The following is a 23,900-nucleotide window of genomic DNA, read 5'->3' as shown; positions in this document are numbered from 1 at the left end:
GATTTCAGATGCTGCTCCCTCTCTGTGGGAGCGGGCTTGCCCGCGAATGGGCCGGTAGAGGCTAAAACCGATCCAGTCGGTATGCACCCATCTCAGGCCCACCAGCCTGCTCAGCCAACCGCCCCACCCATTCCGCCGTCACCGCCGCCTGGGTCAACCCCAGGTGCTGATGCCCAAACGCCAACAGCACCCGCCCATCGCACACCCTGTCGATCACTGGCAATGAGTCTGGCAACGAAGGCCTGAAACCCATCCACGGCGTTGCCCCTTCGGCGCTCAAGTCGTGCCGGAACAACCCCTTGCTCAACCGGTGCAACTGCCAAGCCCGCTGCATGCTCGGAGGTGCCCGCAGCCCGGCGAACTCCACTGTGCCAGCCAGGCGCAAGCCTTCGGCCATGGGCGTCATGATGAATTTTCGCTCAAGCGAGGTGACTGCAAACGGCAGGCGCTGGTGCTCACCCGGCAACATCAGGTGATAGCCGCGTTCGGTATCCAGCGGCACCCGCTTGCCTGTCAGCGCGGCGGTCAGTTTCGCAGAATGGGCGCCACAGCTGACAAGCACCTGGCGGGCTTTGAGCGTGCCCCGGTCGCTGGCAAGGCTCACGCCGGCACTGTGCAACTGCCCGCCATCGACCTGCGCCTGGACAAAGCGCACCCCGCAGGCCTTGGCCGCTTCGAACAATTCGCACACCACCCGATAAGGGTCGATGAAGTGCCCCGTGCGCGGGAAGAACAGGCCGCCCAACAGTGACGGGCTGAGTTGCGGCGCCGCTTCGCGCACGGTTTCGGCGGACCAGAAGTCCACCGGCACCGCCTGCTGTTGCATGCGTGTGCGCAACGCCTCCAGCGCCTGGCGTGACTCCGGCTTCTCGAACACCAGCAACGAACCATCCTCTTGAAACAATTCATTGCGCCCGATCGAGCCCAACAGCCGTTGCCAGGCGCCCAGGCTGCCTTCGTTCAACGTGCGGATGCCCGCCACGCTGCGCTGGAAGGGCGCCGGGCGCAGGTTGAGCAGCAGCCGGGTGAACCACGGCATGGCCTTGGGCAGGTATTTCCAGTCCATGCGCAGCGGGCCCATCGGGTCAAGCAGCATGCGAGGCAGGCGCTTGAGGATCGCCAGGTCGGCAATCGGGAACACTTGCTCGGTTGCCAGGTGCCCGGCATTGCCGAAGGACGCGCCCAGGCCGGGCGCCTGGCGGTCGACCAGCGTTACCCGATGGCCCTGGCGGGCCAATTGCAGGGCACAGGCGACGCCGACAATGCCGGCGCCCACCACGGCGATATCGGTTTCAGCGGTTTCGACCATGCTCAGTCTTCCCGTTTACCATCAAGCAGGCGCCGCAGTTGCAGCGGGTTGCCATGTTTCAATGCCTGCGGCAGCAGCGCATCGGGGAAGTCCTGATAACAAACCGGGCGCAGGAAACGCAGGATCGCCGCGGTGCCCACCGAGGTGGTGCGGGCATCGGAAGTGGCCGGGAACGGCCCGCCGTGGACCATGGCATCGCACACCTCGACGCCCGTTGGCCAGCCATTGACCAGAATGCGCCCGGCTTTGCGCTCAAGGGTGGGGAGCAGGGCGCGGGCGCTGTCGATGTCGGCCTCGTCCAGTTGCAGGGTGGCGGTCAGCTGACCTTCCAGGTGTTCGGCAACCTGGCGGACCTGCTCATCGTCGGTGCAGGCAACGACCAGCGACGCTGCACCGAACACTTCAGCCTGCAACGCCGGGTCGGCGAGAAACGCTTCGGCCTGGGTCACGAACAGCTGTGCCTGGCACTGATTGGGGCCCTGACCGGCTTGGCCACTGGCGATGGCCTGGGCACAGGGGTTGTCTGCCAGGGCTGAGATACCGGCCTGGTAGGCACTGAAAATGCCAGGGGTGAGCATGGTTTGGGCGGCGGCCTGCTGCACGTACCCGGCGGCTGCGGTGATGAACCGCTGCAGTGCCGGCCCCTGCCGGGCGATTACCAGGCCAGGGTTGGTGCAGAACTGGCCGGCGCCCTGGGTCAGCGAGGCGACGAAACCTTGGGCCAGTGCTTCGGCACGGGCCTGCAGGGCGGCGTCGAACAGAAACACCGGGTTGATCGAACTCATTTCGGCATACACCGGGATGGGCTCCGGGCGCGCCTGGGCGGCTTGGCACAGTGCCATGCCACCGCTGCGCGAGCCGGTGAAACCGACGGCCTTGATGCGCGGGTCGCTGACCAGGGCAATGCCCACTTCACGGCCCGAGCCATAAAGCAGCGAGAACACGCCCTCCGGTAAGCCGCACTGCTTCACTGCTTGCGCCACTGCCTGGCCGACCAGCTCACTGGTGCCGGGGTGGGCACTGTGGGCCTTGACCACCACTGGGCAGCCAGCGGCCAATGCCGACGCGGTGTCACCACCGGCCACCGAGAAGGCCAGCGGGAAATTGCTGGCGCCGAACACGGCGACTGGCCCCAGGGCCACCTGGCGCTGGCGCAGATCAGCGCGGGGGAGGGGCTGGCGCTCAGGCAGGGCGCTGTCGACCCGCACGTCCAGCCATTCGCCGGCCCGCACTACACGGGCAAAGGTGCGTAGCTGGGTGCAGGTACGACCACGCTCACCCTGAATGCGCGCCTTGGGCAGGCCGGTTTCGATCACGGCGCGGTCGACCAGGGCATCGCCGAGGGCCTCGATCTGTGTGGCGATGGCTTCAAGGAAGTCTGCTCGTTGTTCGAGCGAGGTTTCGCGGTAGGCATCGAATGCCGCCCAGGCCAGCGCGCAGGCCTGGGCCACGTGTTCGCCGGTGCCGCCGAGGTAGGCCGGCTCCAACGTCTGACCGGTGGCTGGGTCGATGGCACGGATGGCGTCGCGGGTGCCGGTTACCGGCCTCTGGCCGATCAGCAGGTTGCCTGTGAGGGGCATGTAGCCTCCTTGGAAATCTAATGCAGATGCATGGGGGGATTACGACCCCTGTAGGAGCGGGTTCACCCGCGAACATCGGCGAAGCCGGTGTCATGCACCGGGTCGCCTGATTCGCGGGCATGCCCGCTCCCACAGGTAGAGCAGTGGCTGCTCAGGCGATGTTCTGCTCAGCCGACCAGCTGGCGTACCAGCTGCGGAACAGCGCGTACTGCTGTTCGGCATAGTTGCGCTGGGCGTCGGTCAGGACGTCGGTCTCGTTGAAGTGCAGGCTGTACTCGGTGTCGCCGTTCAGCACCATCAAGTGCTTGTAATACAACACCAGGTCGCAGCCTTCATCGAACGACGACAGCACCGCCAGCGCCGCTTCCAGCTCGCGCGCCAGGCGCCGGGCACGGGCGTCGCCTTTGGCGGCCTGTTTGCTCAGGCTCACCAGTTGCAGCACTTCGCGCGGCAGCGCGTTGCCGATACCGGTGATGGCGCCAGTGGCGTTGCAGTTGACGAAGCCATGCACCACCTGGGTGTCGACACCGACCATCAGGGTGACATCGTCATCCTTGGAGGTGATGTGTTCGGCGGCGTAGCGCAGGTCGGCGCCACCGCCGAACTCCTTGAAGCCGATCAGGTTGGGGAACGCGCTGCGCAGTTCGAAGAACAGGTCTGCGCGGGTGGCAAAGCCGTAGTAAGGGCTGTTGTAGATCACCGCCGGCAGTTTCGGTGCGGCAGCGAGGATCGCCGAGAAATGGTGCTTCTGGGCGATCAGCGAAGCACCGCGGCTGAGCACGCGGGGGATGACCATCAGGCCGGCGGCGCCAACCTTGGCGGCGTGTGCAGCATGCGAAACTGCCTCACGAGTGTTCACCGCGCCCGTGCCAACGATGGTCGGGATACCGGCCGCCACCAGGCGCGCCACGCCTTCCTGGCGCTCGGCCTCGGTCAGCAGCGGCCAGTCACCCATCGAGCCGCAGTACACCACCGCGCTCATGCCGGCTTCGATCAGTTCGCGGCCCTTGCGTACCAAGGCGTCGAAGTCCGGCTTGCGCTCGGCGGTGCATGGGGTCATCAGGGCGGGCATGGTGCCGGTGAAAATGTTGTTGGTCATTGTTGTTACTCCTGGCGAAATTGGGTTTGGTCAAAAGGCCGGGGGCTCAGATGCCCCAGGCGAACGGGTCCTGTTCGTCGATCAGCAGGGTGCTGTCGGCGGTCATGTGGGCGCGGCCGGTGATGAACGGTCGAATACGCTCGCCTTCGCGCTCGTAATGGCCGTGAAACTGGCTGCCGGTGATGCTGGCCTGCACCCAGGTCTGGCCTTCGGCAAGCTTGCCGTCGGCAGCCAGGCAGGCCAGCTTGGCGCTGGTGCCAGTGCCGCACGGCGAGCGGTCGTAGGCCTTGCCGGGGCACATCACGAAGTTGCGGCTGTCGGCGTTGGCGTCGTCGGCGAACAGCTCGACATGGTCGATGGGCGCGCCGTTCTCGCCGGTGATGCCTTGTGCTTCGAGCGCCTTGAGCATGGCCCAGGCGTACTCGGTCAACACCTCGCGGTTATCCAGCTCGATGCGCTGGCCGTGTTCGGCAACGAGGAAGAACCAGTTGCCGCCCCAGGCGATGTCGCCGTGCACCACGCCATGGTCGGGCACGTCCACCGCAACCTGTTGGCGGTAGCGGTAGGAGGGCACGTTGCCGATGGTGATGGCGCCGTCGTCATGCAGGGTGGCGCTGACCTGGCCGACCGGGGTGTCGATCTTGTGCACACCCGGTGCGATCAGGCCCAGGTACTGCAACGAGGCGACCAGGCCGATGGTGCCGTGGCCGCACATGTTCAGGTAACCGGCGTTGTTGAAGAAGATCACCCCGCAGGTGGCGTCGGCCGACACTGGCGGGCAGTACAGTGCGCCAACCAGCACATCGTTGCCGCGTGGCTCCAGCAGGCAGGCGCGGCGCCACCGGTCGTGCAGTTCGCGCAGTTCGTCACGCTGTTCGGCCATGCTTCGGCCCCGCAGTTGCGGAAACCCCTTCATCACCAGGCGGGTGGGTTCGCCACCCGTGTGGGAGTCGATGACGTGAATCTGTTTCATGGGCTTGTCCCTTGCGTAAAAAATCAGGAAGCGACGGCGACAGGGCGGCCGGTAGTGGTTTCAGCGCAGGCTTCGCTTTCGTCGTCGCCTTCCAGGCGCACCAGGTGGGCAGGCACACCCGTGGCCGCGCCCCAGTAGTAGATGCCCAGTGCGCAGGCCGCCACGACCACGGTGTCGAATGGGTGGCCGATGACGCCCAGGCCGCCGAAGCTGCCCAGCCACGACAGCAGGATGGTCACCGCGTAGAAGCCGATCAGCCAGGCCGACGAGCGAACTTGCTGAGCCAGCGACAGGTGCTGGGTGGGTACGAAACGGCTGCACAGCAGGTACAGCACGAACATCACGATCTGCAGGGCCAGCAGCCACGACACGGTTTTCCAGCCCGACCAGTACACGATCAGCGCAGCGATGATGAACGACAGCGGGCCGAGCACAGCCATGCCCTTGACCCGGAACGGGCGCGGCATGTGTGGTGCATTGCGGCGCAGGGCTGCGACGCTCACCGGGGCCACGGCGTAGCTCAGCACCAAGGCGGCGGATACCACGTTGATCAGCGCTTCCCACGACGGGAACGGCAGGGTCCAGAACACCGACAGGCCAAACGTCAGCCACAGGGCCGGGCGCGGGATGCCGGATTCTGCATCGATGCGGGTGAAGTACTTGAAGAAGGTGCCGGTCTGCGCCCAGCCATAGATCACGCGCGGGGTGGCGTTCATGTAGATGTTGCCGCAGCCGCTTGGCGAGATCACTGCGTCGGCCACCACCAGGTAGGCGAGCCAGCCCACACCCAGCGCCAGGGCGATGTCACGGTAGGGCAGGGCCAGTTCCTTGGTCACGTTGGCCCAGCCGTTGGCCAGCATTTCGGTCGGCACGCTGCCGAGGAAGGCCAGTTGCAGCAAGGCGTAGATCGCGGTGGACAGCAACACCGAAAGAATCAGCGCAATCGGGATGGTGCGCTGCGGGTTCTTGACCTCGCTGGCCACCGAGATGATCGGCGTCAGGCCCAGGTAGGCGAAGATGATGCCACCGGCGGATACCGCCATTTCCACCCCGGACAGGCCGAACGGGGCAAAGCCCTGGACCTCGAAGTTTTCCGGTTTGAAGAAGGTGAACAGCACGCCGATCACCAGCAGCGGCACGATGAACTTGAACACGCTGACCAGGTTGTTGGCCTTGGCGAAAGTTTTCACGCTGCGGTAGTTGAGGAAGAAGAACAGCCCCAGCAGGGCGAACTGCACCAGCCAGCCGAGCACGGTTGGGTCGCTGGAGCCGGCCTTGGTTAGCCCGGGGAACCAGGCGGCGGCGTATTGGCGTGAGGCGACCACTTCGATGGCGATCAGGCTGGAAAAGGCGATCAGGGTGATGAAACCCATCAGGTAGCCGAGCAGTGGGCCGTGCGAGTAAACCGGGTAGCGCACCACGCCGCCGGCACGTGGCAGGGCGGCGCCCAGCTCGCAGTAGACGATACCCAGCAGCAGTACGGCGAACCCGCCGAGAAACCAGGAGAGGATGCCGGCCGGGCCGGCGATGGCCGACACGTGGCTGGCGGCGAACAGCCAGCCGGAGCCGAAAATGGCCCCTAGGCCGATGAAGGTGAGGTCCAGCAGTGATAACTGTTTTTTGAATTTGCCTGACATGGGTTCGCCTTTTTGTTGGTTATTGGATAGGCAGGTCTGATGTCACGAGATGCGGCTTTTGGGGCCGCGCTCTTGTAGGACTTGGGCGGCTTGCGTGGGGCATAGAGTGAACCGGTCGGGGCGGCGGTTCTTGATGGTTTTCTGCAAGGGGGATGACGAAATCGGCACAGTTGCAGAAAAACAGTGGTAAGGCGCAAAGCGGGGGGATAGGCTCAAAGCCATACCGGATAAGGGTTTGAGAGATGCAGTGCTAGTGCCGGCCCTTTCGCGGGTGAACCCGCCCCTACAGGTACGGCGCAGAACTCAAAATCTGTGCGGGCCCTGTAGGAGCGGGTTCACCCGCGAAGGGGCCGGCCCAGCCAGCAGAGAACCGACAGATGACCGACGCCCCCCTGGCAACCCTCTACCAGTCCCTCGACCAGCACCGCCCCGCCACCCTCGAGGCCCTGCTCGCCGGTGTATCGCTGCTGCTGCCGATGCTCGACGCCATCCCCAACGCCGCAATCTTCATCAAGGACCCGGCCGCCCGCTACGTGCTGGCCAACAACACCTTGGTCCAGCGCTGCGGCCTCAAGCGCTTGCAACCGCTGCTGGGCAAGACCAGCGCCGAAGTGTTCCCGGCACAGCTGGGCCCCGGCTACACCGAGCAGGACCGCCGGGTGCTCAAGGAAGGGATGGTGCTGGAGGACCAACTGGAGCTGCACCTGTACGGCAGCCGTGAGCCCGGCTGGTGCCTGACCCACAAGCGCCCGCTGTACAACCAGGCGGGCGAGATCATCGGCCTGGTCGGTATTTCGGTCGACCTGCAGTCAGCTGCCGACAGCCACCCCGCCTATCAACGCCTGGCCGCGGTGGACGAGCACATCCGCCAGCATTTCCATCAGCCGATCAGCATGGGCGAGCTGACCCGCATCGCCGGTATTTCCGTGGCCCAGCTGGAGCGCTATTGCAAGCGGGTGTTCCACCTCACGCCCCGGCAGATGATCCACAAGGCACGCCTGGAGCATGCCCATCGCCTGCTGCATTCGGAGCTGCCGATCACTGAAGTGGCGATGCGCTGCGGCTACACTGACCACAGCGCCTTCAGCCGCCAGTTCAAGCAACTGACCGGCTTTACGCCACGCCAGTATCGCCAGGCTACCGCCGATCAGGTGGCCTGAAACAGCCCCCGGGCCTCGGTAAAGCATTGCTCGGCAATCGCCGAGCGTGGCTCGCTGCGGCGCAGCAGCAGCCCGACCGGGCTGTGGATGGCGGCGTCGGCCACCGGTACGATGCGCAGGTGCTCGCTGAGGTCTTCCAGGCCGCAGTTCAGTGGCATGATCGCGCAGCATATGCCGGTGTTGATGGCCTGGATGAGCTGGAAGCTCGAGTCGCTCTCAAGCACCGCATTGGGCTCCAGACCACGGCTGCGGAAGCTCAGGTCCAGCGACTGGCGGTAGTGCATGCCTTTGCTCAGCAGCCCCAGCGGAATATCGCCGAGCTCGTCCCAGCGCAGCCGGTCGCTGGCGAACTGGAAGTGCCGCGTATCGTGCAGCAGGCCCATGGTGGTGGTGCCGAGTTCGATCACTTCGAAGAAGCTGGTGTTGACCTGGTCCAGGTAGCAGATACCCAGGTCGAGCTGGTTGCGGCTGAGGCCGTCGATGACCTGTTCCGAGCTCAGCGAGCTGAGCTGAAAGTGCAGTTCGGGGTATTTTTCGCGCAGGGGCAGCAGCAGGTGCATGGGGTTGAAACTGGCCAGCGGCACCGTGCCCAGGCGCAGGCTGCCGACCACCTGGCCACGGCAACTGGCAGCCTCGGCCTGCAGGCCGTCATGGGCAGCGAGCAGGGTGCGGGCCCAGGCCAGGATGCGCTCGCCGGCCTCGGTGAAACCTTCGAAGCGCTGGCCCCGCTTGACCAGCACCAGGTCCAGTTCGTCTTCCAGGTTGCGCAGGCGCATGGACAGCGTCGGCTGGGTGATATGGCACAGCGCCGCCGCCTGGCCGAAGTGGCGGGTCTGGTCGAGGGCGATGAGGAACTTGAGCTGCTTGATGTCCATGGAAGTGCCTGGCGTCTGGTTATGCAGACCTTAACCCACGTCTGCGATAGATGTCATTGATCGGCCGGTACGTCATATCGATTGGACGCCTCTGGGGGTATGCCTCTAGCGTGGTGAAAATGCCCTTCAAGGAGCTTCACCGTGCGCGTCCAACTTGATGCGGTCTTCGTACCGCTGAACATCGCCGTGCTGACTGTCAGCGACACCCGTACCTACGATAACGATACTTCCGGCGCGCTGCTGGCCAACCGCTCGGTCGAGGTCGGTCACCGGCTGGTGGCGCGAGCGCTGCTCAAGGACGACCTGTACAAGATCCGCGCTCAGGTGGCCAGCTGGATTGCCGATGAACAGGTCCAGGTGGTGCTGATCACTGGCGGTACCGGCTTTACCGGGCGCGACAGCACGCCGGAAGCGGTCGAGTGCCTGCTGGACAAGCGTATCGATGGGTTTGGCGAGTTGTTCCGGGCATTGTCGATTCTCGATATTGGCAGCTCGACCGTGCAGAGCCGGGCGTTGGCCGGGTTGTCCAACCGCACGTTGGTGTGTTGCCTGCCGGGCTCGACCGGAGCCTGCCGCACCGCCTGGGAAGGCATTCTGGCCGAGCAGCTGGATGCACGGCACCGGCCATGCAACTTCGTCAAACACCTGTTGCCGATGTAGGAGCGGGTTTACCCGCGAAGAGGCCAGAACAGGCAACCACCCACCGTCAGCTCAACACATACCCCACCGGCAACAAGGCGGGAGGCAGCTGCTGTTCCCCCAATCCGGCCAGCACATCGCGCTCCACAGTCCGCACCATGGCATCGGTCGGCAGGTCGTTTTCATCGCGCCCGAACGGGTCTTCCAGCTCGTTGCCGATCGCATCCAGCCCGAAGAACGTGTACCCCACGATGGTGGTGAACAGCGGTGCCAGCCAGCCCAGTGGCTCGGCCAGGGCAAACGGGAGCAGCAGGCAGAAAATGTAGATGGTACGGTGCAGCAGCAGCGTGTAGGGGAACGGCAAGGGTGTGCCCTTGATCCGCTCGCAGGTGGCTTGCACTTCGGTCAGGCCCGCCAGGCGTTGCTCCAGCAGGTTGTAGCGCCATTCGCTGATCTGTTGCTGTGTGGCCAACCGTGAACAGTGTTCGCCGATTTCACGCAGGATGCCGTCGCACACATTGTGCGGGCTGATCGCATCGGGCCGGGCCAGCCACGGTCTGGCAGCTGCCCGTTCGTCCTCGTTACGCAGCCGGGCATTGAGTGCATGAGCGAAACCACACAGGTTGCGCAGCAGTTCGGTGCGCAGTGTTTCGTCGGCAATCGCCACGCTTTCCCGCACGAACGAGCGGGTTTCGATAATCAGTTTGCCCCAGGCCTTGCGCCCCTCCCACCAACGGTCATAGCACGCGTTGTTGCGAAAGCTCATGAAGATCGACAGCGACAGGCCCAGCAAGGTGAACGGCGTGGCGCTGACCGGGTAGAAATACGCCGGGTAATGCCGCTCGACCAGCACGATCAGCGCGGCCAGCAGTGTCACCATCAGGCACCGCAGGGCAATGCGTTTGACGATCGACCCCTTGAGGGTGAACAACACGCGCAACACATCGGTGGAGGGGGGGACGATCATGGAAATCCAGAGACGGCTGCTCAGCCGCCGGTCATGTTCATGAAGCGCAGGATCTGCACATCGCCACCGACTTCGAAGTGATGGCGATAGGGCTTGAGGTGCAGCGAGTCGCGAATGGCCTTTTCCAGGCGTTCGGGGTTGCCAGGGTGGGCGCGCAGCACGTGCTTGAGGTCTACCGAGTGTTCGTTGCCCAGGCACAGCAGCAGGCGGCCTTCGACGGTAAGGCGCACGCGGTTGCAGGTGGCGCAGAAGTTGTGGCTGTGCGGGGAAATGAAGCCGACCCGGGTGTTCGCGGCTTCGGCCAGGCGCCAGTAGCGGGCCGGCCCCATGGACGACTCGGTCGATTCGACCAGCGTGAACTGCTCGGCCAGGCGTGCCCGAACTTCATCGCTGGAGCAGAACGATTCGCCGCGTTCATGCTCGCTTATCACCCCCAGCGGCATTTCCTCGATGAAGGTGATGTCCAGCTCGCGTTCGATGGCAAAGCGCACCAGATCGACCAGTTCATGGTCGTTGCGGCCTTTGAGTACCACGCAGTTGAGCTTGGTGCGCTTGAAACCGGCCTGGCGTGCGGCGTCGATGCCGGCGATTACCTGGGCAAGGTCGCCGGTGCGGGTCAGCTGCTTGAAACGGTCGGCATCCAGGCTATCCAGGCTGATGTTCAGGCGTGTCACCCCGGCGTCGAACAGCGGCTGAGCCAGGCGCCCAAGTTGCGAGCCGTTGCTGGTCAGGCACAGCTCGCGCAGGCCGGGCAGGGCGGCGATGCGCCCGCACAGGTCGACGATGCCCTGGCGTACCAGTGGCTCGCCACCCGTCAGGCGGATCTTTCGGGTGCCCAGCGCGACGAAGCGCTCGGCCACCTGGAACAGTTCTTCGAGGCTGAGGATTTGCTGGCGCGGCAGAAACTGCATGTCTTCGGCCATGCAGTACACGCAACGGAAGTCACAGCGGTCGGTGACCGACATCCGCAGGTAGTCGATTTTCCGGTTGAAGCCGTCGATCAGGGCCCGGCTGTTCTGTTCCACGTTCGCACTCGAATGGGTTGGGACATGACTCCAAGCTATAACCTGGCCGCAAGGGCGTCAAATTGCTTTGCCTGACCGGTTGATCGATGGCCTCTATCGCTTGGTGCAGCATCTGGCAGCCATGATCGAAACCGCTTATCACGCCGTAAGATCTTTCGATTGGACGCCCCTTCTCACGCTCCATAGGCTGGAAAAAAGCATCGAAGCGTGAGGATTCATCGCATGAGCCAGGACGAACACATCAGGGACTACAAGGGCGCCGCTGCCGGCTGGGGGGCGCTCAAAAGCGTGACCAAGAGCTGGCTGGGCAGCGACAACGCCTTCAAGAACCTGCGGGCCATGCTCAAGACCAACCAGAACGGCGGCTTCGACTGCCCCGGCTGTGCCTGGGGCGAGTCGCCGGAAAGCGACATGGTCAAGTTCTGCGAAAACGGCGCCAAGGCGGTCAACTGGGAAGCCACCGGCCGCTCGGTCGACCCGGCTTTCTTCGCCAGATACAGCGTCAGCGCGCTGAAGGAGCAGACCGACTACTGGCTTGAATACCAGGGCCGCCTCACCCACCCGATGCGCTACGACGCCGCCACCGACCACTATGTCGAAACTACCTGGCAGGAGGCCTTCGAGCTGGTCGCCAGGCACCTGCGTGCGCTGCGGTCGCCGGATGAGGCCGAATTCTACACCTCGGGCCGGGCCAGCAACGAGGCGGCGTTCCTTTACCAGCTGTTCGTACGTGCCTACGGCACCAACAACTTTCCGGATTGCTCGAACATGTGCCATGAAGCCAGCGGCGCGGGCATGTCGGAAACCCTCGGGGTGGGCAAGGGCACCGTGGTGTTCCACGATCTGGAGCTGGCCGACGCGATATTCGTCATCGGGCAGAACCCCGGCACCAACCACCCGCGCATGCTCGAACCCCTGCGCGAAGCGGTCAAGCGTGGTGCTCAGGTCGTCTGCTTCAACCCGCTGAAAGAGCGAGGCCTCGAGCGCTTCCAGCACCCGCAGCACCCGTTCGAAATGCTCAGCAATGGCTCCGAGCCGACCTCCAGCGCCTACTTCCGCCCGGCCTTGGGTGGGGACATGGCGGCAATGCGCGGTATTGCCAAGTACTTGTTGCAATGGGAGCGCGAGGCACAGGCCAAAGGCGAGCCGGCGGTATTCGACCATGCCTTCATCGCCGAGCACACCAGCGGCGTCGACGATTACCTGGCGGCGGTGGACGCCACGTCCTGGGAGCACATCGTCAAACAGTCGGGCTTGACCCTGGCCGAGATCGAGCTGGCCGCACGCATGTATCGCAAGGCCGAGCGGGTCATCATGTGCTGGGCCATGGGCGTCACCCAGCACCGCCATTCGGTGCCGACCGTGCAGGAAATCGTCAACCTGCAGCTGCTGCGCGGCAACGTCGGCAAACCCGGCGCAGGCCTGTCGCCGGTGCGTGGCCACAGCAACGTGCAGGGTGACCGTACCATGGGCATTGACGAGAAGCCGTCGGCGGCGCTACTCGATGCCATCGAACAACGCTTCCAGTTCAGTGTGCCGCGTACCCATGGGCACAACGCGGTATTGGCGATCAAGGCTATGGAAGAGGGGCGGGCCAAGGTGTTCATCGGCCTGGGCGGCAACTTTGCCCAAGCCACCCCGGACACCGCGCGCACCCACGCGGCGCTGCAGAACTGCGCGTTGACCGTGCAAATTTCCACCAAGCTCAACCGCTCGCACCTGGTCACCGGCCGCGATGGGCTGATCCTGCCGTGCCTGGGCCGTACCGAAATCGACCTGCAGGCCGAAGGGCCGCAAGGCGTGACCGTGGAGGACACGTTCAGCATGGTGCACATCTCCCACGGCCAGTTGCGCCCGCGCTCGCCGCATATGCGCTCGGAACCGTGGATCATTGCCGGTATGGCCAAGGCGACGCTGGGCAACCAGCCGATCGATTGGGAGTACGCGGTGGCCGATTACAACCGCATTCGCGACATGATCGCTGACGTGATTCCGGGCTTTACCGGTTTCAATGAACGCTTGAACAGCCCCGGCGGGTTCCACCTTGGCAACAATGCCGCCGATCGCAACTTCCGCACGGCCACGGGCAAAGCCCGCTTCATGCCCCACGCGCTGCCCGAGGAACTGGTCAACGCCAAGGTACTGGCCCGTGGTGACAAGCCCGACCTGATTTTGCAGACCCTGCGTTCGCACGACCAGTACAACACCACCCTGTATGGCCTGGACGACCGTTACCGTGGGGTGTTCGGCCTGCGTGAAGTGGTGTTCGTCAATGAGGCGGACATCCGTCGTCTGGGCTTCGAACCGGGTGAGCAGGTGGACCTTGTGTCGCTGTGGGAGGATGGCGTGGAGCGGCGGGTGTCGGGCTTCCGCCTGGTGGCGTATGACGTGCCCGAGGGGCAGGCGGCGGCGTATTACCCGGAAACCAACCCGTTGGTACCGCTGGAAAGTTATGGTGAGGGGACCTATACCCCGACCTCGAAATTTGTCGCGATCAAGGTCGTGAAAGCCAAGGTGGGAAACCGCATTGCGGCGGTGTTGGCCTCGGATTGATGGGGGGCCTGTACGGGCCCCTTCGCGGGTGAACCCGCTCCTACGGGACCTCACAGCGCTTGAGGTTGAGGTGATCCTGGGGGGCGCGAAGAATCCAGCACCAGTCAGGCGCGATGCACCGGGTAAGCCGTGGTGTACTTCATCTGCTCCATGGCAAAACTGGAGGTGATGTTCGATAGCCCATCGGTACGGGTAATCAGCTTTTTGTAGAACCGGTCATACGCCGCAATATCACCTACCACCACCCGCAGCATGTAGTCCCAGTCCCCGGACATGCGGTAGCACTCCATCACTTCCTCGAACCCGGTCACGGTCGCAGCAAACTGCTCCAGCCATGCGCTGTCGTGGCGCTGGGTCTTGAGCTGGACGAACACGGTAAGCCCCAACCCCAGCCGTTCGGGGTCCAGCAGGGCGACGCGGCCGAGGATGTAGCCCTCTTCCTCCAGGCGCTTGACCCGCTTCCAGCACGGTGTGGTGGACAGGTTGACGGCCTCGGCCAGGTCCTTCAGCGAGATCGAGGCATCACGCTGTAGCAGGGTAAGAATGTGCTGGTCGAAACTGTCCATATCGCGCGCTGGCCGTGCAGAAAAATATTTCACAGATTACCCCAAGGCCAGACGATTTGGGTTGTGCGATAGTTGCAGCTTTCATTCTGCCAATGGGCCTGACCATGTCCGACAAGCCGCGCAATTTCGCCACCCGTACCATTCACGCCGGCGAGCAGTTCAGCGTTGCCGATAACGCCATTTTTCCGGCCATCGTCACCGCCAGTTCGTTCACCAAGCGCAGCCTGGACGATAAGCCGGAATATTCCTACAGCCGCGTCGGCAACCCCACCCGGCATGCCTACGAAACCTGTGTCGCTGCCCTGGAAGAAGGCGTGGGCGCTGTGGCCTGCGCCTCGGGAGTCAATGCCACCGCAACCGTGCTTGAGCTGCTGCCCAAGGATGCCCACGTGGTGGTGATGAACGGCGTGTACGGTGGCACATTCCGCATCATGGAAGATTACCGCAGCCGCACCTCTGGGCTGACCACCACCTATGTCGATCTCAACGACCTTGAAGCCGTAGCGGCTGCGATCAAGCCGGAAACCCAGCTGATCTGGATCGAGTCGCCGACCAACCCGTTGCTGCACCTGGTCGACATCAAGGCGGTGTGCGACCTGGCCAAGGCCAAGGGCATCCTCACCTGCATCGACAACACCTTCTGCTCGCCGTGGAACCAGCGCCCGATCACCCTGGGCGTGGACTTGGTGATGCACTCGGCCAGCAAGTACATAGGTGGCCACTCCGACCTCACCGGCGGTGTGGTGGTGGCGGCCAACGATGCGTTGCTGGCACGCCTGCGCCGTATCAGCATGGCGATTGGTGCAGTGCAGGGGCCGTTCGACTGCTACCTGGCTCTGCGCGGTCTGAAGACCCTGGATGTGCGCATGGAGCGCCAGTGTGCCAATGCCCTGCAGGTGGCGCGCTTCCTGGAAGGTCACGCGCAGGTCGAGCAGGTGTATTACCCGGGGCTGGAAAGCCACCCGCAGCATGAACTGTGCAAACGCCAGATGCGCAGTGGCGGGGCGGTGGTGGCGATGAAAGTGAAAGGCGACCGCGCCGCGCTCAACCGCCTGGTGGAGGCGCTGCAGATTTTTGTGCTGGCCGACTCGCTGGGCGGGGTGGAGAGCATGATCAACCACTCCTGGAGCATGTCGCACTGCTCACTGAGCCCAGAGCAGAAAGCGGTGATGGGGATCAGCGAAAACCTGCTGCGGTTGTCGGTAGGGATCGAGGATTACCGTGACCTGATCGAGGACCTGGATGGGGCGTTGAAAGCGCTGGTTGCTGTGTAAGGGCTGTTGGCCTCTTCGCGGGCTAGCCCGCTCCTACGACGGTCTGCGCATCGATGTAGGAGCGGGTTTACCCGCGAATACGGTGGCGGCTGCAACGGTGACCGGCCAGGGGCATTGGCCAGCAGGCCCGGCCCTTTCGCGGGTGAACCCGCTCCTACGACGGTCTGCGCATCGGTGTAGGAGCGGGCTTGCCCGCGAAGAGGCCGGTGGATTCAATAGATGCCTGTCAGGATTTGGGCGGATGAATGATCCGTTCGATCTTGTCCTTGATCAGCAACCTTTCCTTGCGCAGGCGGTTGACGGCTTCGTCGTTGGTGCCGTTGCCTTCGGCGGCTACCACCTCCTTGTCCTTGGCGTTGTACTCCTTGTGCAGTTTGTGCAGGTCCTGATCCTTCTCCATGAGTGCCTGGAATGCATCAGCGGTAACGTGCAGGTCAGCGAGCAGATCGTGCGGAACTGGCATTTCTTCACCTCTGTCAGGGTTGTCGGTAAGGTCCTGACCATTGAGGATAGCTGTCTTTGCGCAGGCTTGTGACGGCGGTCCAGGCTGAATGGCAGCTGAATGGTTTTGAGATAATTGGTAGAAGACGCGCCCTCACGAAATTGTTACCAACTTTTTCACAAAAAATTGATGACGTACTTTCTAGAGTTCGGCCAACTTTCCCACAGTGCCATCTGGTCTGGGGTTGATAATCACTCTTGATTGCGAACGCTAATGCTCAACTTCAAATCCCTGCGGACTGAATGGGTCACGCTGCTGGCCAGTCTTTACCTGCTGATCGGCTTCAACATGTTCCTCTGGGAGCATCTGCAAGCGGCGGTTCCTGCCGGCCTGTCGGGGTTGTGGCTGAGTCTGGCGTTTGCTGTGCTGATGCTCTTCGCCTTCAATCTCATACTCACGTTAATTGCCTTCCGGTATGTATTGAAGCCGGTACTTATCGTGTTGTTCATAAGTGGCGCGGGCGTGGCTTACTTCATGAACCAGTACGGCGTACTTATTGACGCCGGCATGTTCCGTAATATGGCCGAGACCAATGTTGCGGAAGTGCGCGACTTGATGTCGTTCAAGTTTGCCGCGTATATCCTGCTGCTGGGTGTGCTGCCATCGGTGCTGCTGTGGAAGGCGCAGATCGCCTACCGCCCTTGGCACCGCGAGCTGCTGGGCAAGTTGGTGGTCAGTGGTGCCTGTGTAATGACCATCGGCTCGGTCGCGTTGGTCAATTATCAAGGGCTGTCGTCGCTGTTTCGCAATCACCATGAACTGCGTCTGATGCTCACCCCCAGCAATATCGTCGGGGCCTCCATCAGTTATGTCGACGAGCGTGTCGGTACGGCCTCGCGCCCGTTCCAGCATTATGGCGAAGATGCCAAGCGTGATGCGGCCTGGCAAAAACATGAGCGCAAGTCGCTGACCGTGCTGGTGGTCGGGGAAAGTGCCCGGGCAGACCATTTCGGTGTGCTGGGCTATGACCGCGATACCACGCCCAATCTCGCCAGGGAGCAGGGCCTGCTGGCGTTTTCCGACGTGCACTCGTGCGGTACGGAAACGGCGGTTTCGGTGCCTTGCATGTTCTCGGGCATGAAGCGCAAGGACTACGACGCCCGCGTAGCGAAGAACCGCGAAGGGCTGTTGGACATCCTGCAGCGTGCCGGCCTGGCCGTGCAGTGGCGTGACAACCAGTCGGGCTGCAAAGGCACCTGCGATCGCGTGCAGTTCATCGACGTCAGCAACCTCAAGGACCCGCAGCTGTGCGCCGATGGCGAATGCCATGACCAGATCCTGCTGCAAGGCCTGGACGCGTTGATCGACAACCTCGACAAGGACACCGTGCTGGTGCTGCACCAGATGGGCAGCCACGGCCCAGAGTACTTCAAGCGCTACCCCAGTGATGGCGAGCGCTTCACCCCGGTGTGCCAGAGCAACGCGTTGAACCAGTGCAGCGAGGAGCAAATCATCAACGGATACGACAACACCCTGGCCTATACCGACAAGGTGCTGGCCTCGCTAATCAATACCCTGCGCAGCAAGCAAGACAAGGTCGATACCGCGATGATCTACCTGTCCGACCACGGCGAGTCGCTGGGCGAGTACAACCTGTTCCTGCACGGCACGCCCTACGCCATCGCTCCCGAGCCGCAGAAGCACGTGCCGCTGCTGACCTGGTTCTCCGACAGCTACAAGGAGGACTTCGGCGTCGATACCGACTGCCTGGCACGGCTCAGCGATGCCCCGCTGTCCCAGGACAACCTGTTCCACTCGATGCTTGGCCTGTTGCAGGTACATACCGAGCTCTACCAACAGTCGCTGGACATGTTCGCCAGTTGCCGGCCTTGGCTGGCGGCCAAGCGCTGAAGCCAGTCGGGTGTCATGCAAGCTTGCGCGATCCCTGTGGGAGCGGGCAAGCCCGGGCCATACACCGTGTTGCCTTCATTCGCGGGCGCGCCCGCTCCCACAGGGTGGACTGCCCCCGAAAAGCGGGACAGTTTCACCCGTAGTGCCCGCGCCGTATATACTGCGCGCCAATGTTAGTGGGAGAGCCTTGTGGCCATCGAAATTCACTGGATCCGTGACGACCAGAGCCTGGCCGAACACTGCCGCGACTGGCACCAGCTGCCCTTCGTCGCCGTCGACACCGAATTCATGCGGGTCGACACCTTCTACCCGAAAGCCGGGCTGATTCAGATCGGCGACGGCCAACGCGCCTTTCTGATCGACCCGCTGCTGATCGGCAACTGGCAACCCTTGGCCGACCTGCTGGAAGACAGCGGTGTGGTCAAGGTGCTGCACGCCTGCAGCGAAGACCTTGAAGTGCTGCTGCGCCTGACCGGCAAGCTGCCTCAGCCGCTGTTCGACACTCAGCTGGCCGCCGGTTACCTGAACCTGGGCTTCTCCATGGGCTATTCGCGGCTGGTGCAGGAAGTGCTGGGCATCGAATTGCCCAAAGGCGAAACCCGCTCCGACTGGCTGCAACGCCCGCTCTCGGAAACCCAGGTCAGCTACGCTGCCGAAGATGCCGTGCACCTGGCCGAGCTGTTCAGCGTGCTGCGTCCGCGGTTGAGTGACGACAAGTATGCCTGGGTGCTGGAAGACGGCGCCGAGCTGGTGGCTGCGTTGCGCCGTGAAGTCGAGCCTGAAAGCCTTTACCGCGACGTCAAGCTGGCCTGGAAGCTGGCGCCTCAACAACTGGCAGTGCTACGTGAGCTGTGCGCCTGGCGCGAGCGCGAAGCGCGCAACCGCGATGTGCCGCGTAATCGTATCCTCAAGGAGCACTCGCTGTGGCCAATGGCCAAAAGCCAGCCGAACAACCTGTCGGCCTTGGCCAAGATCGACGAGATGCACCCGCGCACCATTCGTCAGGACGGTGAGTTCCTCATTCAGCTGATCAAGCGCGCCGCCAGCCTGCCGGCCGAGCAATGGCCAGCGCCCTTGCCCGAGCCGCTGCCGATCGAGGCTGCCGGCCTTCTCAAGCAGCTGCGTGCCATCGGCCAGGCCGAAGGCGAGCGCTTGGGGATTGCGCCCGAGCTGATGCTGCGCAAGAAAGCCCTGGAGGCGCTGCTCAAGAGCGGATACCCCAATGGCCCTTATCAACTGCCCGATTCGCTGCGCGGCTGGCGCCGCGAGCGCATGGGCCAGGCCCTGCTGGACAACCTGGCAGGCGCCGGAGAAACCCGATGAAACGCATTTGCTCGATCTACAAGAGCCCACGCAAGAACGAAATGTACCTGTATGTGCTCAAGGCTGACGGCCTGGAGCGCGTGCCTGAAGGCCTGCTGCCGTTCTTCGGCACCCCCGTGCACGCTTTCGACCTGGTGCTCAGCCCTGAGCGCAAGCTGGCCCGCGAGGACATCACCAAGGTGCTGGAGAACCTCGAAAGCCAAGGCTACCACCTGCAGATGCCGCCGCTGGAAGATGAGTACATCGAGCACCTGCCCGAAGAGCTGCTGCGCCGTAACGACCCCGTCTGACCATGCGTGTACTGATCGCTGAGCATGACCATGCTCGATACGCCGGGCTTTTGCGCGCAGCCGCGCCAGAAGTGGAAGTGCTGACCAGCGGCGACTCTGCCGAACTGGCCCGCCAGGCACCGCAGTGCCCGGTGTGGCTGGGCCAGCCGGACTTGCTGGCCAGTCTGCTGCGCCAAGGCCACAAGCCTGGCTGGATACAGTCGACATGGGCCGGTATCACGCCGTTGCTGGCCGATGGCCTGCCGCGTGATTACCGCCTGAGCCGCGCAGTAGGCATCTTTGGGCAGGTAATGGCTGAGTACATGCTCACCTATATGCTAGGCCATGAGCGTGAGGTGCTGTCACGCCTGGTCAGCCAGGTCGAGCGGCGCTGGGATGAACGCCCGGGGCGCAGCCTGGAAGGGCGCAAGGTCCTCATTGTGGGTGTAGGCGACATTGGTCAGCGTGTGGCCGAGTTCCTGCAGCCGTTTGGTGTGGAGCTGTACGGGGTTGCCAGCAGCGCCCGTGAACAGGCCCCGTTCGTCGAGGTGGCGGCGCTGGCCGACCTGCCGCGCATGGTCGGCCAGGTCGACTATGTGCTGAATCTGCTGCCGGATACCCCGGCGACTCATGACCTGTATGACGCCGCGCTGTTCAAATGCTTCCAGCCCTCGGCCTTGTTCATCAATGCCGGACGTGGTGTGGCGGTGGTCGATGCCGACCTGGTCGAGGCGTTGAAAGAGGGCCATCTGGCCGGTGCGGTGATCGATGTGTGCCGCCAGGAGCCGTTGCCCAAGCAACACCCGTTCTGGACCGCCTGGGGCTTGCTGCTGACCGGGCACAGCTCGGCGCCCACTTCGCCGACAGCGATGGTGCGCTTGTTTGTCGAGAATGTGCGGGCTTATGAAGCGGGGCAGGGGTTGCGGGGTGAAGTCGATTTCGCCCGGGGCTACTGATCGCTGTGGCCTGTACCGGCCTCTTCGCGGGTAAGCCCGCTCCAGCTCAGGGTGGTGATACCCCCCGTAGGAGCGGGCTTGCCCGCGAAGAGGCCAGCACTGCCAACACAAACCTTACAGACTGAAATCGCCTTCAGCAGCCAGCTCGCTCAGCGGCTTGCGCGGGCTCGGCACTTCACGCGCCTGCAGGGCTTCATCCAGGCTGGCCTTGTCCCCCAGCTTGCCGATCGCCACCATGGCATGCAGTACGTAACCCTCGGGAATCTTCAGTTCCTGACGTGCCAGGTCCTGATCGAAGCCGGCCATGCCATGGGTATGCCAGCCGCTGATGCTGGCCTGCAGGGCCAGATGCCCCCAGGCAGAGCCCGTGTCGAAGGTGTGCCACAGCGCCGGTTTTTCTTCCGTAGCGCCCGGGGCCGCGAACGTGGTCTTGGAAATGACCAGCACCAGCGCCGACGCCTGTTGCGCCCAGCTGCGATTGAAGGGCACCAGCAGGCTCAGGTAACGCTCCCAGTTCGGCGTGTCGCGGCGGGCATACAGGAAGCGCCAAGGCTGCGAGTTATAGGCCGAAGGTGCCCAGCGGGCGGCTTCGAGGAAGCTCAGCAGGGTTTCTTCGCTGATCGGCTCGGCGGTGAAGGCGCGTGGCGACCAGCGGTTGATGAACTGCTCGTTGATGGCGTAATCGGCAATGCGGGGGTTGGCGCTCATGGCGGCTCCTGCAAACGGACGGGAAAAGCGCACGCTACTGCGTGCCGTCGCGACTGACAAGCGGTCTGGATTTGCCGAAGGCCAGGCTCTAGACTGGCGCCGCCGCGCGCCGTGGCCCCCAAGATGAAGGCAGGAACCCTGTGTGATGATCGCTGAAAACGCGCCGTTCTGGCGGCGCAAGACCCTCGAAGAGCTCAGCCAGCAAGAGTGGGAGTCGCTGTGCGATGGCTGCGGCCTGTGCTGCCTGCAAAAGCTCGAGGACGAAGACGACAACAGCGTCTATTACACGCGCATCGCCTGCAAATTGCTGGACCTTGATACGTGCCAGTGCAGCGACTACCCCAACCGCTTCGCCCAAGTGCCAGACTGCATCCAGCTTACCCCGGGCAAGGCCGATCAGTTCAAGTGGCTGCCGAGTACCTGCGGTTACCGTCTGGTCAGTGAGGGCAAGGATTTGCCTGCCTGGCACCACCTGGTCTGTGGCGACCGGCAACAGGTTCATGAACAGCGCATTTCCCAGTCGGGGCGTATGCTCAGTGAACACGATGTGCACGAAGACGACTGGGAAGACCACCTGATCTTTCGCGCCAGCTGACCGGCGCGGCCCGCTGCCTCGGGGAAACAAGGAGTTTCTGTATGCGTTGCCAGCTGTTGTTGCTGTTGGGCCTGATGGCCAGTTCGCCGGCCTGGGCGAAAAAGGTCGACCTCGACTACCAGGTGCGCCTTCTGCCTGCCAGTGGCCAGGCCGAGGTCCGCGTTACATTGGCTGAAGGCAGCGCCGTGCGCAGCCTGGACTTCGACCTGGGCAAGGCTGGGGCCTACAGCGGCTTCCAGGCTGATGGGCAATGGCAGCTGAAGGGGCAGCGTGGCATATGGCAGCCAGCGGCCGGCAAGACCAGCCTTAGCTACCGCGTGCAGCTGGACCAGAAGCTGGCCAGCGGCGCCTATTCATCACGTGTCACCCCGCACTGGGCACTGTTCCTCGGCGACCAGCTGATACCCCCTGCGCGCCTCGACCAGCAGGATGGTACCGAGCTGGTGGCGCGCCTGGCTTTCGACCTGCCCGAGGGCTGGAAGAGCATCGAAACGTCCTGGCCGCGCATCGGCAAGGGGAAGTTTCGCATCGACAACGTGTCGCGCCTGTTCGATCGCCCGACCGGCTGGATGCTTGCCGGCGACCTGGGCAGCCGCCGCGCCCGCCTGGGCGAGACCGAAGTGACCGTGGCCGCGCCGGTGGGGCAGGGCATGCGGCGCATGGACAGCCTGACCTTGCTCACATTCGTCTGGCCACAACTACAAGCTGTGTTCCCGCGTAACCCGCCCAAGCTGCTGTTGGTCGGGGCGCGTGACGGCATGTGGCGAGGGGCTATGGCTGCGCAGGGCTCGTTGTACCTGAACAGTGCCCGGCCCATGGTCAGCGAAAACGGCAATAGCCCGTTGCTGCGCGAATTGGTGCAACTGTTCGCGCAGATTCACGGGCGTGACGGCAGTGACTGGCTGGTAGAGAGCCTGACCGATTATTACGCCAACGAATTGCTACGCCGCTCGGGCGGGATGAGTGATGACCGCTACCAGGTCTGGCAGGCGCGTCTGAGCAAGCAGGGCGCCAAGGTCAACCGGCTCAAGGGTGAACGCGCAAGCCCGGCCCAGGTGGCCCGCGGCGTGATGCTGTTGCAAGCGCTGGACAAGGAAATCCGCATTCACACCCAGGCCAAACGTTCGTTGGACGATGTGGTACGTGGGCTGATGCGCCTGCCCAGCGTCAGTACTGAAGACTTCGTACAGATCAGCGAGAACGTGCTGGGGCGGCGTTCCGATGTGCTGCAGAGCAAGGTGCTGCACTAGGCATCCCTGCGCCTGACAATCGGCAGGGCGGCATCGTCTGCAAGTCGCATTTCAAGCGTATCAAGTCGTACCCGGAATACACCGCGGAGCAGAAACTCAGCATTGTTCACGGGGCGAAACCGAGGAGGGGGAGCGTGCAGCCAACCATCGTCGGCAACGTTGATTGCGACAACCCATGGTTTGTCGAGGCAATGTTCGGCCCGGTTTCGGTGCTGTTCTGACGGAGCTCAGCACTCGGTCGCCCTGTGTTGGCAGGTCTGTCCTGTTGCCGCAGTGGCGGCCTTTCTATTTGAACTTGGGCCCCGAACGGGTATTCAGCCCCTTGGCCATGCGGTCATACAGCACCACATTCACCGTCGCTGCCAGGTTCATGCAGCCCTCGGTCGGGATGTAGATAGTCTCTTCACACCATCCCCGCACCTCTTCGCTCAACGAACCATCCTCTGGCCCGAAGATGTAAATGGCCCGGTCCGGATGGGTGTAATCCGGCAATGGTCGCGCTCCGTCCACCAGTTCTACCGCCACGGGCGTGCAGCCCAGCGGGATAATGCGCTTTAGGTCGTCGATGCCGATCAGCGGGATGTCGTAGTGCACGCGCTTGGTGTCGGTGACGAAGTCACGTGCGCGTTCATAGCGTTTGCCCGTGTAGAACACCGAATTGACGCCATAGCAGCCCGCTGCGCGCATCACAGAGCCGACGTTTTCTGCCGACTTGGGGTTGAACAGGCCGATGCAGCTGTATCGTTTGTTTGCCACGTACCGGGGCCCTTCGCGAAAAAAGCGCGATTA

The 23,900-nt window shown here is 63.4% G+C and carries 23 protein-coding genes; 11 read left to right on the top strand and 12 right to left on the bottom strand.

Annotation, left to right across the window (positions count from 1 at the left end):
- Positions 1 to 61: 61 nt before the first annotated feature.
- The 5 genes from QYE47_RS14420 to QYE47_RS14400 all read right to left on the bottom strand — a co-directional run bounded on the left by QYE47_RS14420 (position 62) and on the right by QYE47_RS14400 (position 6,598).
- On the bottom strand, positions 62 to 1,309 hold the full coding sequence (locus QYE47_RS14420) for an FAD-binding oxidoreductase (protein ID WP_070383553.1): 1,248 nt from the start codon (positions 1,307 to 1,309) through the stop codon (positions 62 to 64).
- 2 nt (positions 1,310 to 1,311) lie between these two features.
- Entirely contained in the window at positions 1,312 to 2,889 is a 1,578-nt protein-coding gene (locus tag QYE47_RS14415; RefSeq protein ID WP_070383554.1) for an aldehyde dehydrogenase (NADP(+)), read from the bottom strand.
- A 151-nt stretch (positions 2,890 to 3,040) separates the two neighbouring features.
- Positions 3,041 to 3,988 carry a dihydrodipicolinate synthase family protein gene (locus QYE47_RS14410; protein WP_003254709.1) on the bottom strand — a complete coding sequence of 316 codons (948 nt, stop codon included), beginning with the start codon at positions 3,986 to 3,988 and terminating at the stop codon, positions 3,041 to 3,043.
- 46 nt (positions 3,989 to 4,034) lie between these two features.
- Positions 4,035 to 4,961 carry a 4-hydroxyproline epimerase gene (locus tag QYE47_RS14405; RefSeq protein WP_070383555.1) on the bottom strand — a complete coding sequence of 309 codons (927 nt, stop codon included), beginning with the start codon at positions 4,959 to 4,961 and terminating at the stop codon, positions 4,035 to 4,037.
- Positions 4,962 to 4,984: 23 nt separating this feature from the next.
- Complete coding sequence (locus tag QYE47_RS14400; RefSeq protein ID WP_014590018.1) at positions 4,985 to 6,598, bottom strand: APC family permease; 1,614 nt, start codon at positions 6,596 to 6,598, stop codon at positions 4,985 to 4,987.
- 377 nt (positions 6,599 to 6,975) lie between these two features.
- Between QYE47_RS14400 and QYE47_RS14395 the strand changes: the two genes are divergently transcribed.
- The gene (locus QYE47_RS14395; protein WP_003254703.1) at positions 6,976 to 7,758 is read left to right on the top strand and encodes an AraC family transcriptional regulator; all 783 of its coding nucleotides are present in this window, start codon (positions 6,976 to 6,978) and stop codon (positions 7,756 to 7,758) included.
- Here QYE47_RS14395 and QYE47_RS14390 read toward each other — a convergent pair.
- Complete coding sequence (locus QYE47_RS14390) at positions 7,746 to 8,633, bottom strand: LysR family transcriptional regulator (RefSeq protein WP_014590020.1); 888 nt, start codon at positions 8,631 to 8,633, stop codon at positions 7,746 to 7,748. The genes QYE47_RS14395 and QYE47_RS14390 overlap by 13 nt on opposite strands.
- 141 nt (positions 8,634 to 8,774) lie before the next feature.
- On the opposite strand from QYE47_RS14390, the gene moaB reads away from it, so the two are divergent.
- Positions 8,775 to 9,293 carry a molybdenum cofactor biosynthesis protein B gene (gene moaB / locus QYE47_RS14385; RefSeq protein ID WP_003254698.1) on the top strand — a complete coding sequence of 173 codons (519 nt, stop codon included), beginning with the start codon at positions 8,775 to 8,777 and terminating at the stop codon, positions 9,291 to 9,293.
- Between the two features lie 46 nt (positions 9,294 to 9,339).
- Here the strand turns inward: moaB and QYE47_RS14380 are convergent, their stop codons facing one another.
- Together QYE47_RS14380 and moaA are read right to left on the bottom strand one after the other, a co-directional pair.
- On the bottom strand, positions 9,340 to 10,239 hold the full coding sequence (locus QYE47_RS14380; protein WP_070383556.1) for a bestrophin family protein: 900 nt from the start codon (positions 10,237 to 10,239) through the stop codon (positions 9,340 to 9,342).
- 20 nt (positions 10,240 to 10,259) lie between these two features.
- Positions 10,260 to 11,264 carry a GTP 3',8-cyclase MoaA gene (moaA, locus tag QYE47_RS14375; RefSeq protein WP_003254695.1) on the bottom strand — a complete coding sequence of 335 codons (1,005 nt, stop codon included), beginning with the start codon at positions 11,262 to 11,264 and terminating at the stop codon, positions 10,260 to 10,262.
- A gap of 222 nt (positions 11,265 to 11,486) precedes the next feature.
- On the opposite strand from moaA, the gene QYE47_RS14370 reads away from it, so the two are divergent.
- Positions 11,487 to 13,817: an FdhF/YdeP family oxidoreductase gene (locus QYE47_RS14370; RefSeq protein WP_070383557.1), complete on the top strand. Its 2,331-nt coding sequence runs from the start codon at positions 11,487 to 11,489 to the stop codon at positions 13,815 to 13,817.
- A gap of 104 nt (positions 13,818 to 13,921) precedes the next feature.
- On the opposite strand, the gene QYE47_RS14365 is transcribed toward QYE47_RS14370, so the two are convergent.
- On the bottom strand, positions 13,922 to 14,383 hold the full coding sequence (locus QYE47_RS14365) for an Lrp/AsnC family transcriptional regulator (protein ID WP_014590024.1): 462 nt from the start codon (positions 14,381 to 14,383) through the stop codon (positions 13,922 to 13,924).
- A gap of 92 nt (positions 14,384 to 14,475) precedes the next feature.
- Here QYE47_RS14365 and QYE47_RS14360 point away from each other — a divergent pair, with 92 nt between their 5' ends.
- A complete protein-coding gene (locus QYE47_RS14360; protein WP_070383558.1) occupies positions 14,476 to 15,657 on the top strand; it encodes a PLP-dependent aspartate aminotransferase family protein in 1,182 nt (393 codons plus the stop codon).
- 226 nt (positions 15,658 to 15,883) lie between these two features.
- Here the strand turns inward: QYE47_RS14360 and QYE47_RS14355 are convergent, their stop codons facing one another.
- Complete coding sequence (locus tag QYE47_RS14355; protein ID WP_014590026.1) at positions 15,884 to 16,120, bottom strand: YdcH family protein; 237 nt, start codon at positions 16,118 to 16,120, stop codon at positions 15,884 to 15,886.
- Between the two features lie 252 nt (positions 16,121 to 16,372).
- On the opposite strand from QYE47_RS14355, the gene QYE47_RS14350 reads away from it, so the two are divergent.
- The 4 genes from QYE47_RS14350 (at position 16,373) to QYE47_RS14335 (ending at position 20,558) form a co-directional block, all read left to right on the top strand.
- The gene (locus QYE47_RS14350; protein ID WP_070383559.1) at positions 16,373 to 18,010 is read left to right on the top strand and encodes a phosphoethanolamine transferase; all 1,638 of its coding nucleotides are present in this window, start codon (positions 16,373 to 16,375) and stop codon (positions 18,008 to 18,010) included.
- A gap of 189 nt (positions 18,011 to 18,199) precedes the next feature.
- Complete coding sequence (rnd, locus tag QYE47_RS14345; RefSeq protein ID WP_014590028.1) at positions 18,200 to 19,333, top strand: ribonuclease D; 1,134 nt, start codon at positions 18,200 to 18,202, stop codon at positions 19,331 to 19,333.
- Complete coding sequence (locus QYE47_RS14340; protein ID WP_003254683.1) at positions 19,330 to 19,623, top strand: YcgL domain-containing protein; 294 nt, start codon at positions 19,330 to 19,332, stop codon at positions 19,621 to 19,623. Before rnd ends, QYE47_RS14340 begins: the two co-directional genes overlap by 4 nt.
- 2 nt (positions 19,624 to 19,625) lie before the next feature.
- Entirely contained in the window at positions 19,626 to 20,558 is a 933-nt protein-coding gene (locus QYE47_RS14335) for a D-2-hydroxyacid dehydrogenase (protein ID WP_019436808.1), read from the top strand.
- 114 nt (positions 20,559 to 20,672) lie between these two features.
- Here QYE47_RS14335 and QYE47_RS14330 read toward each other — a convergent pair whose 3' ends face one another.
- Positions 20,673 to 21,266: a nitroreductase family protein gene (locus QYE47_RS14330; RefSeq protein WP_014590030.1), complete on the bottom strand. Its 594-nt coding sequence runs from the start codon at positions 21,264 to 21,266 to the stop codon at positions 20,673 to 20,675.
- A 145-nt stretch (positions 21,267 to 21,411) separates the two neighbouring features.
- Here QYE47_RS14330 and QYE47_RS14325 point away from each other — a divergent pair, with 145 nt between their 5' ends.
- Genes QYE47_RS14325 through QYE47_RS14315 form a run of 3 tightly spaced genes read left to right on the top strand, consistent with a single transcriptional unit; the run spans position 21,412 to position 23,332 of the window.
- The gene (locus QYE47_RS14325; protein ID WP_070383560.1) at positions 21,412 to 21,861 is read left to right on the top strand and encodes a YcgN family cysteine cluster protein; all 450 of its coding nucleotides are present in this window, start codon (positions 21,412 to 21,414) and stop codon (positions 21,859 to 21,861) included.
- A gap of 41 nt (positions 21,862 to 21,902) precedes the next feature.
- Positions 21,903 to 23,111, top strand: coding sequence for a hypothetical protein (locus QYE47_RS14320; RefSeq protein WP_014590032.1), 1,209 nt, complete (start codon positions 21,903 to 21,905; stop codon positions 23,109 to 23,111).
- Positions 23,112 to 23,113: 2 nt separating this feature from the next.
- Positions 23,114 to 23,332, top strand: coding sequence for an aldehyde dehydrogenase family protein (locus tag QYE47_RS14315; protein WP_110159592.1), 219 nt, complete (start codon positions 23,114 to 23,116; stop codon positions 23,330 to 23,332).
- Positions 23,333 to 23,396: 64 nt separating this feature from the next.
- Here the strand turns inward: QYE47_RS14315 and QYE47_RS14310 are convergent, their stop codons facing one another.
- On the bottom strand, positions 23,397 to 23,867 hold the full coding sequence (locus QYE47_RS14310) for an RNA methyltransferase (protein ID WP_070383561.1): 471 nt from the start codon (positions 23,865 to 23,867) through the stop codon (positions 23,397 to 23,399).
- Between the last annotated feature and the right edge of the window lie 33 nt (positions 23,868 to 23,900).

Source organism: Pseudomonas sp. 2,4-D (assembly GCF_030418155.1).
Classification (GTDB): Bacteria; Pseudomonadota; Gammaproteobacteria; order Pseudomonadales; family Pseudomonadaceae; genus Aquipseudomonas; species Aquipseudomonas alloputida.
This window is presented reverse-complemented; position numbering and strand designations above follow the sequence as displayed.

What these genes read in the sequence shown, in the direction of transcription:
- QYE47_RS14420 (WP_070383553.1), bottom strand. Translation starts at nt 1,309, where the DNA reads ATGGTCGAAACCGCTGAAACCGATATCGCCGTGGTGGGCGCCGGCATT.
- QYE47_RS14415 (WP_070383554.1), bottom strand. Translation starts at nt 2,889, where the DNA reads ATGCCCCTCACAGGCAACCTGCTGATCGGCCAGAGGCCGGTAACCGGC.
- QYE47_RS14410 (WP_003254709.1), bottom strand. Translation starts at nt 3,988, where the DNA reads ATGACCAACAACATTTTCACCGGCACCATGCCCGCCCTGATGACCCCA.
- QYE47_RS14405 (WP_070383555.1), bottom strand. Translation starts at nt 4,961, where the DNA reads ATGAAACAGATTCACGTCATCGACTCCCACACGGGTGGCGAACCCACC.
- QYE47_RS14400 (WP_014590018.1), bottom strand. Translation starts at nt 6,598, where the DNA reads ATGTCAGGCAAATTCAAAAAACAGTTATCACTGCTGGACCTCACCTTC.
- QYE47_RS14395 (WP_003254703.1), top strand. Translation starts at nt 6,976, where the DNA reads ATGACCGACGCCCCCCTGGCAACCCTCTACCAGTCCCTCGACCAGCAC.
- QYE47_RS14390 (WP_014590020.1), bottom strand. Translation starts at nt 8,633, where the DNA reads ATGGACATCAAGCAGCTCAAGTTCCTCATCGCCCTCGACCAGACCCGC.
- QYE47_RS14380 (WP_070383556.1), bottom strand. Translation starts at nt 10,239, where the DNA reads ATGATCGTCCCCCCCTCCACCGATGTGTTGCGCGTGTTGTTCACCCTC.
- QYE47_RS14370 (WP_070383557.1), top strand. Translation starts at nt 11,487, where the DNA reads ATGAGCCAGGACGAACACATCAGGGACTACAAGGGCGCCGCTGCCGGC.
- QYE47_RS14365 (WP_014590024.1), bottom strand. Translation starts at nt 14,383, where the DNA reads ATGGACAGTTTCGACCAGCACATTCTTACCCTGCTACAGCGTGATGCC.
- QYE47_RS14360 (WP_070383558.1), top strand. Translation starts at nt 14,476, where the DNA reads ATGGGCCTGACCATGTCCGACAAGCCGCGCAATTTCGCCACCCGTACC.
- QYE47_RS14355 (WP_014590026.1), bottom strand. Translation starts at nt 16,120, where the DNA reads ATGCCAGTTCCGCACGATCTGCTCGCTGACCTGCACGTTACCGCTGAT.
- QYE47_RS14350 (WP_070383559.1), top strand. Translation starts at nt 16,373, where the DNA reads ATGCTCAACTTCAAATCCCTGCGGACTGAATGGGTCACGCTGCTGGCC.
- QYE47_RS14340 (WP_003254683.1), top strand. Translation starts at nt 19,330, where the DNA reads ATGAAACGCATTTGCTCGATCTACAAGAGCCCACGCAAGAACGAAATG.
- QYE47_RS14335 (WP_019436808.1), top strand. Translation starts at nt 19,626, where the DNA reads ATGCGTGTACTGATCGCTGAGCATGACCATGCTCGATACGCCGGGCTT.
- QYE47_RS14330 (WP_014590030.1), bottom strand. Translation starts at nt 21,266, where the DNA reads ATGAGCGCCAACCCCCGCATTGCCGATTACGCCATCAACGAGCAGTTC.
- QYE47_RS14325 (WP_070383560.1), top strand. Translation starts at nt 21,412, where the DNA reads ATGATCGCTGAAAACGCGCCGTTCTGGCGGCGCAAGACCCTCGAAGAG.
- QYE47_RS14320 (WP_014590032.1), top strand. Translation starts at nt 21,903, where the DNA reads ATGCGTTGCCAGCTGTTGTTGCTGTTGGGCCTGATGGCCAGTTCGCCG.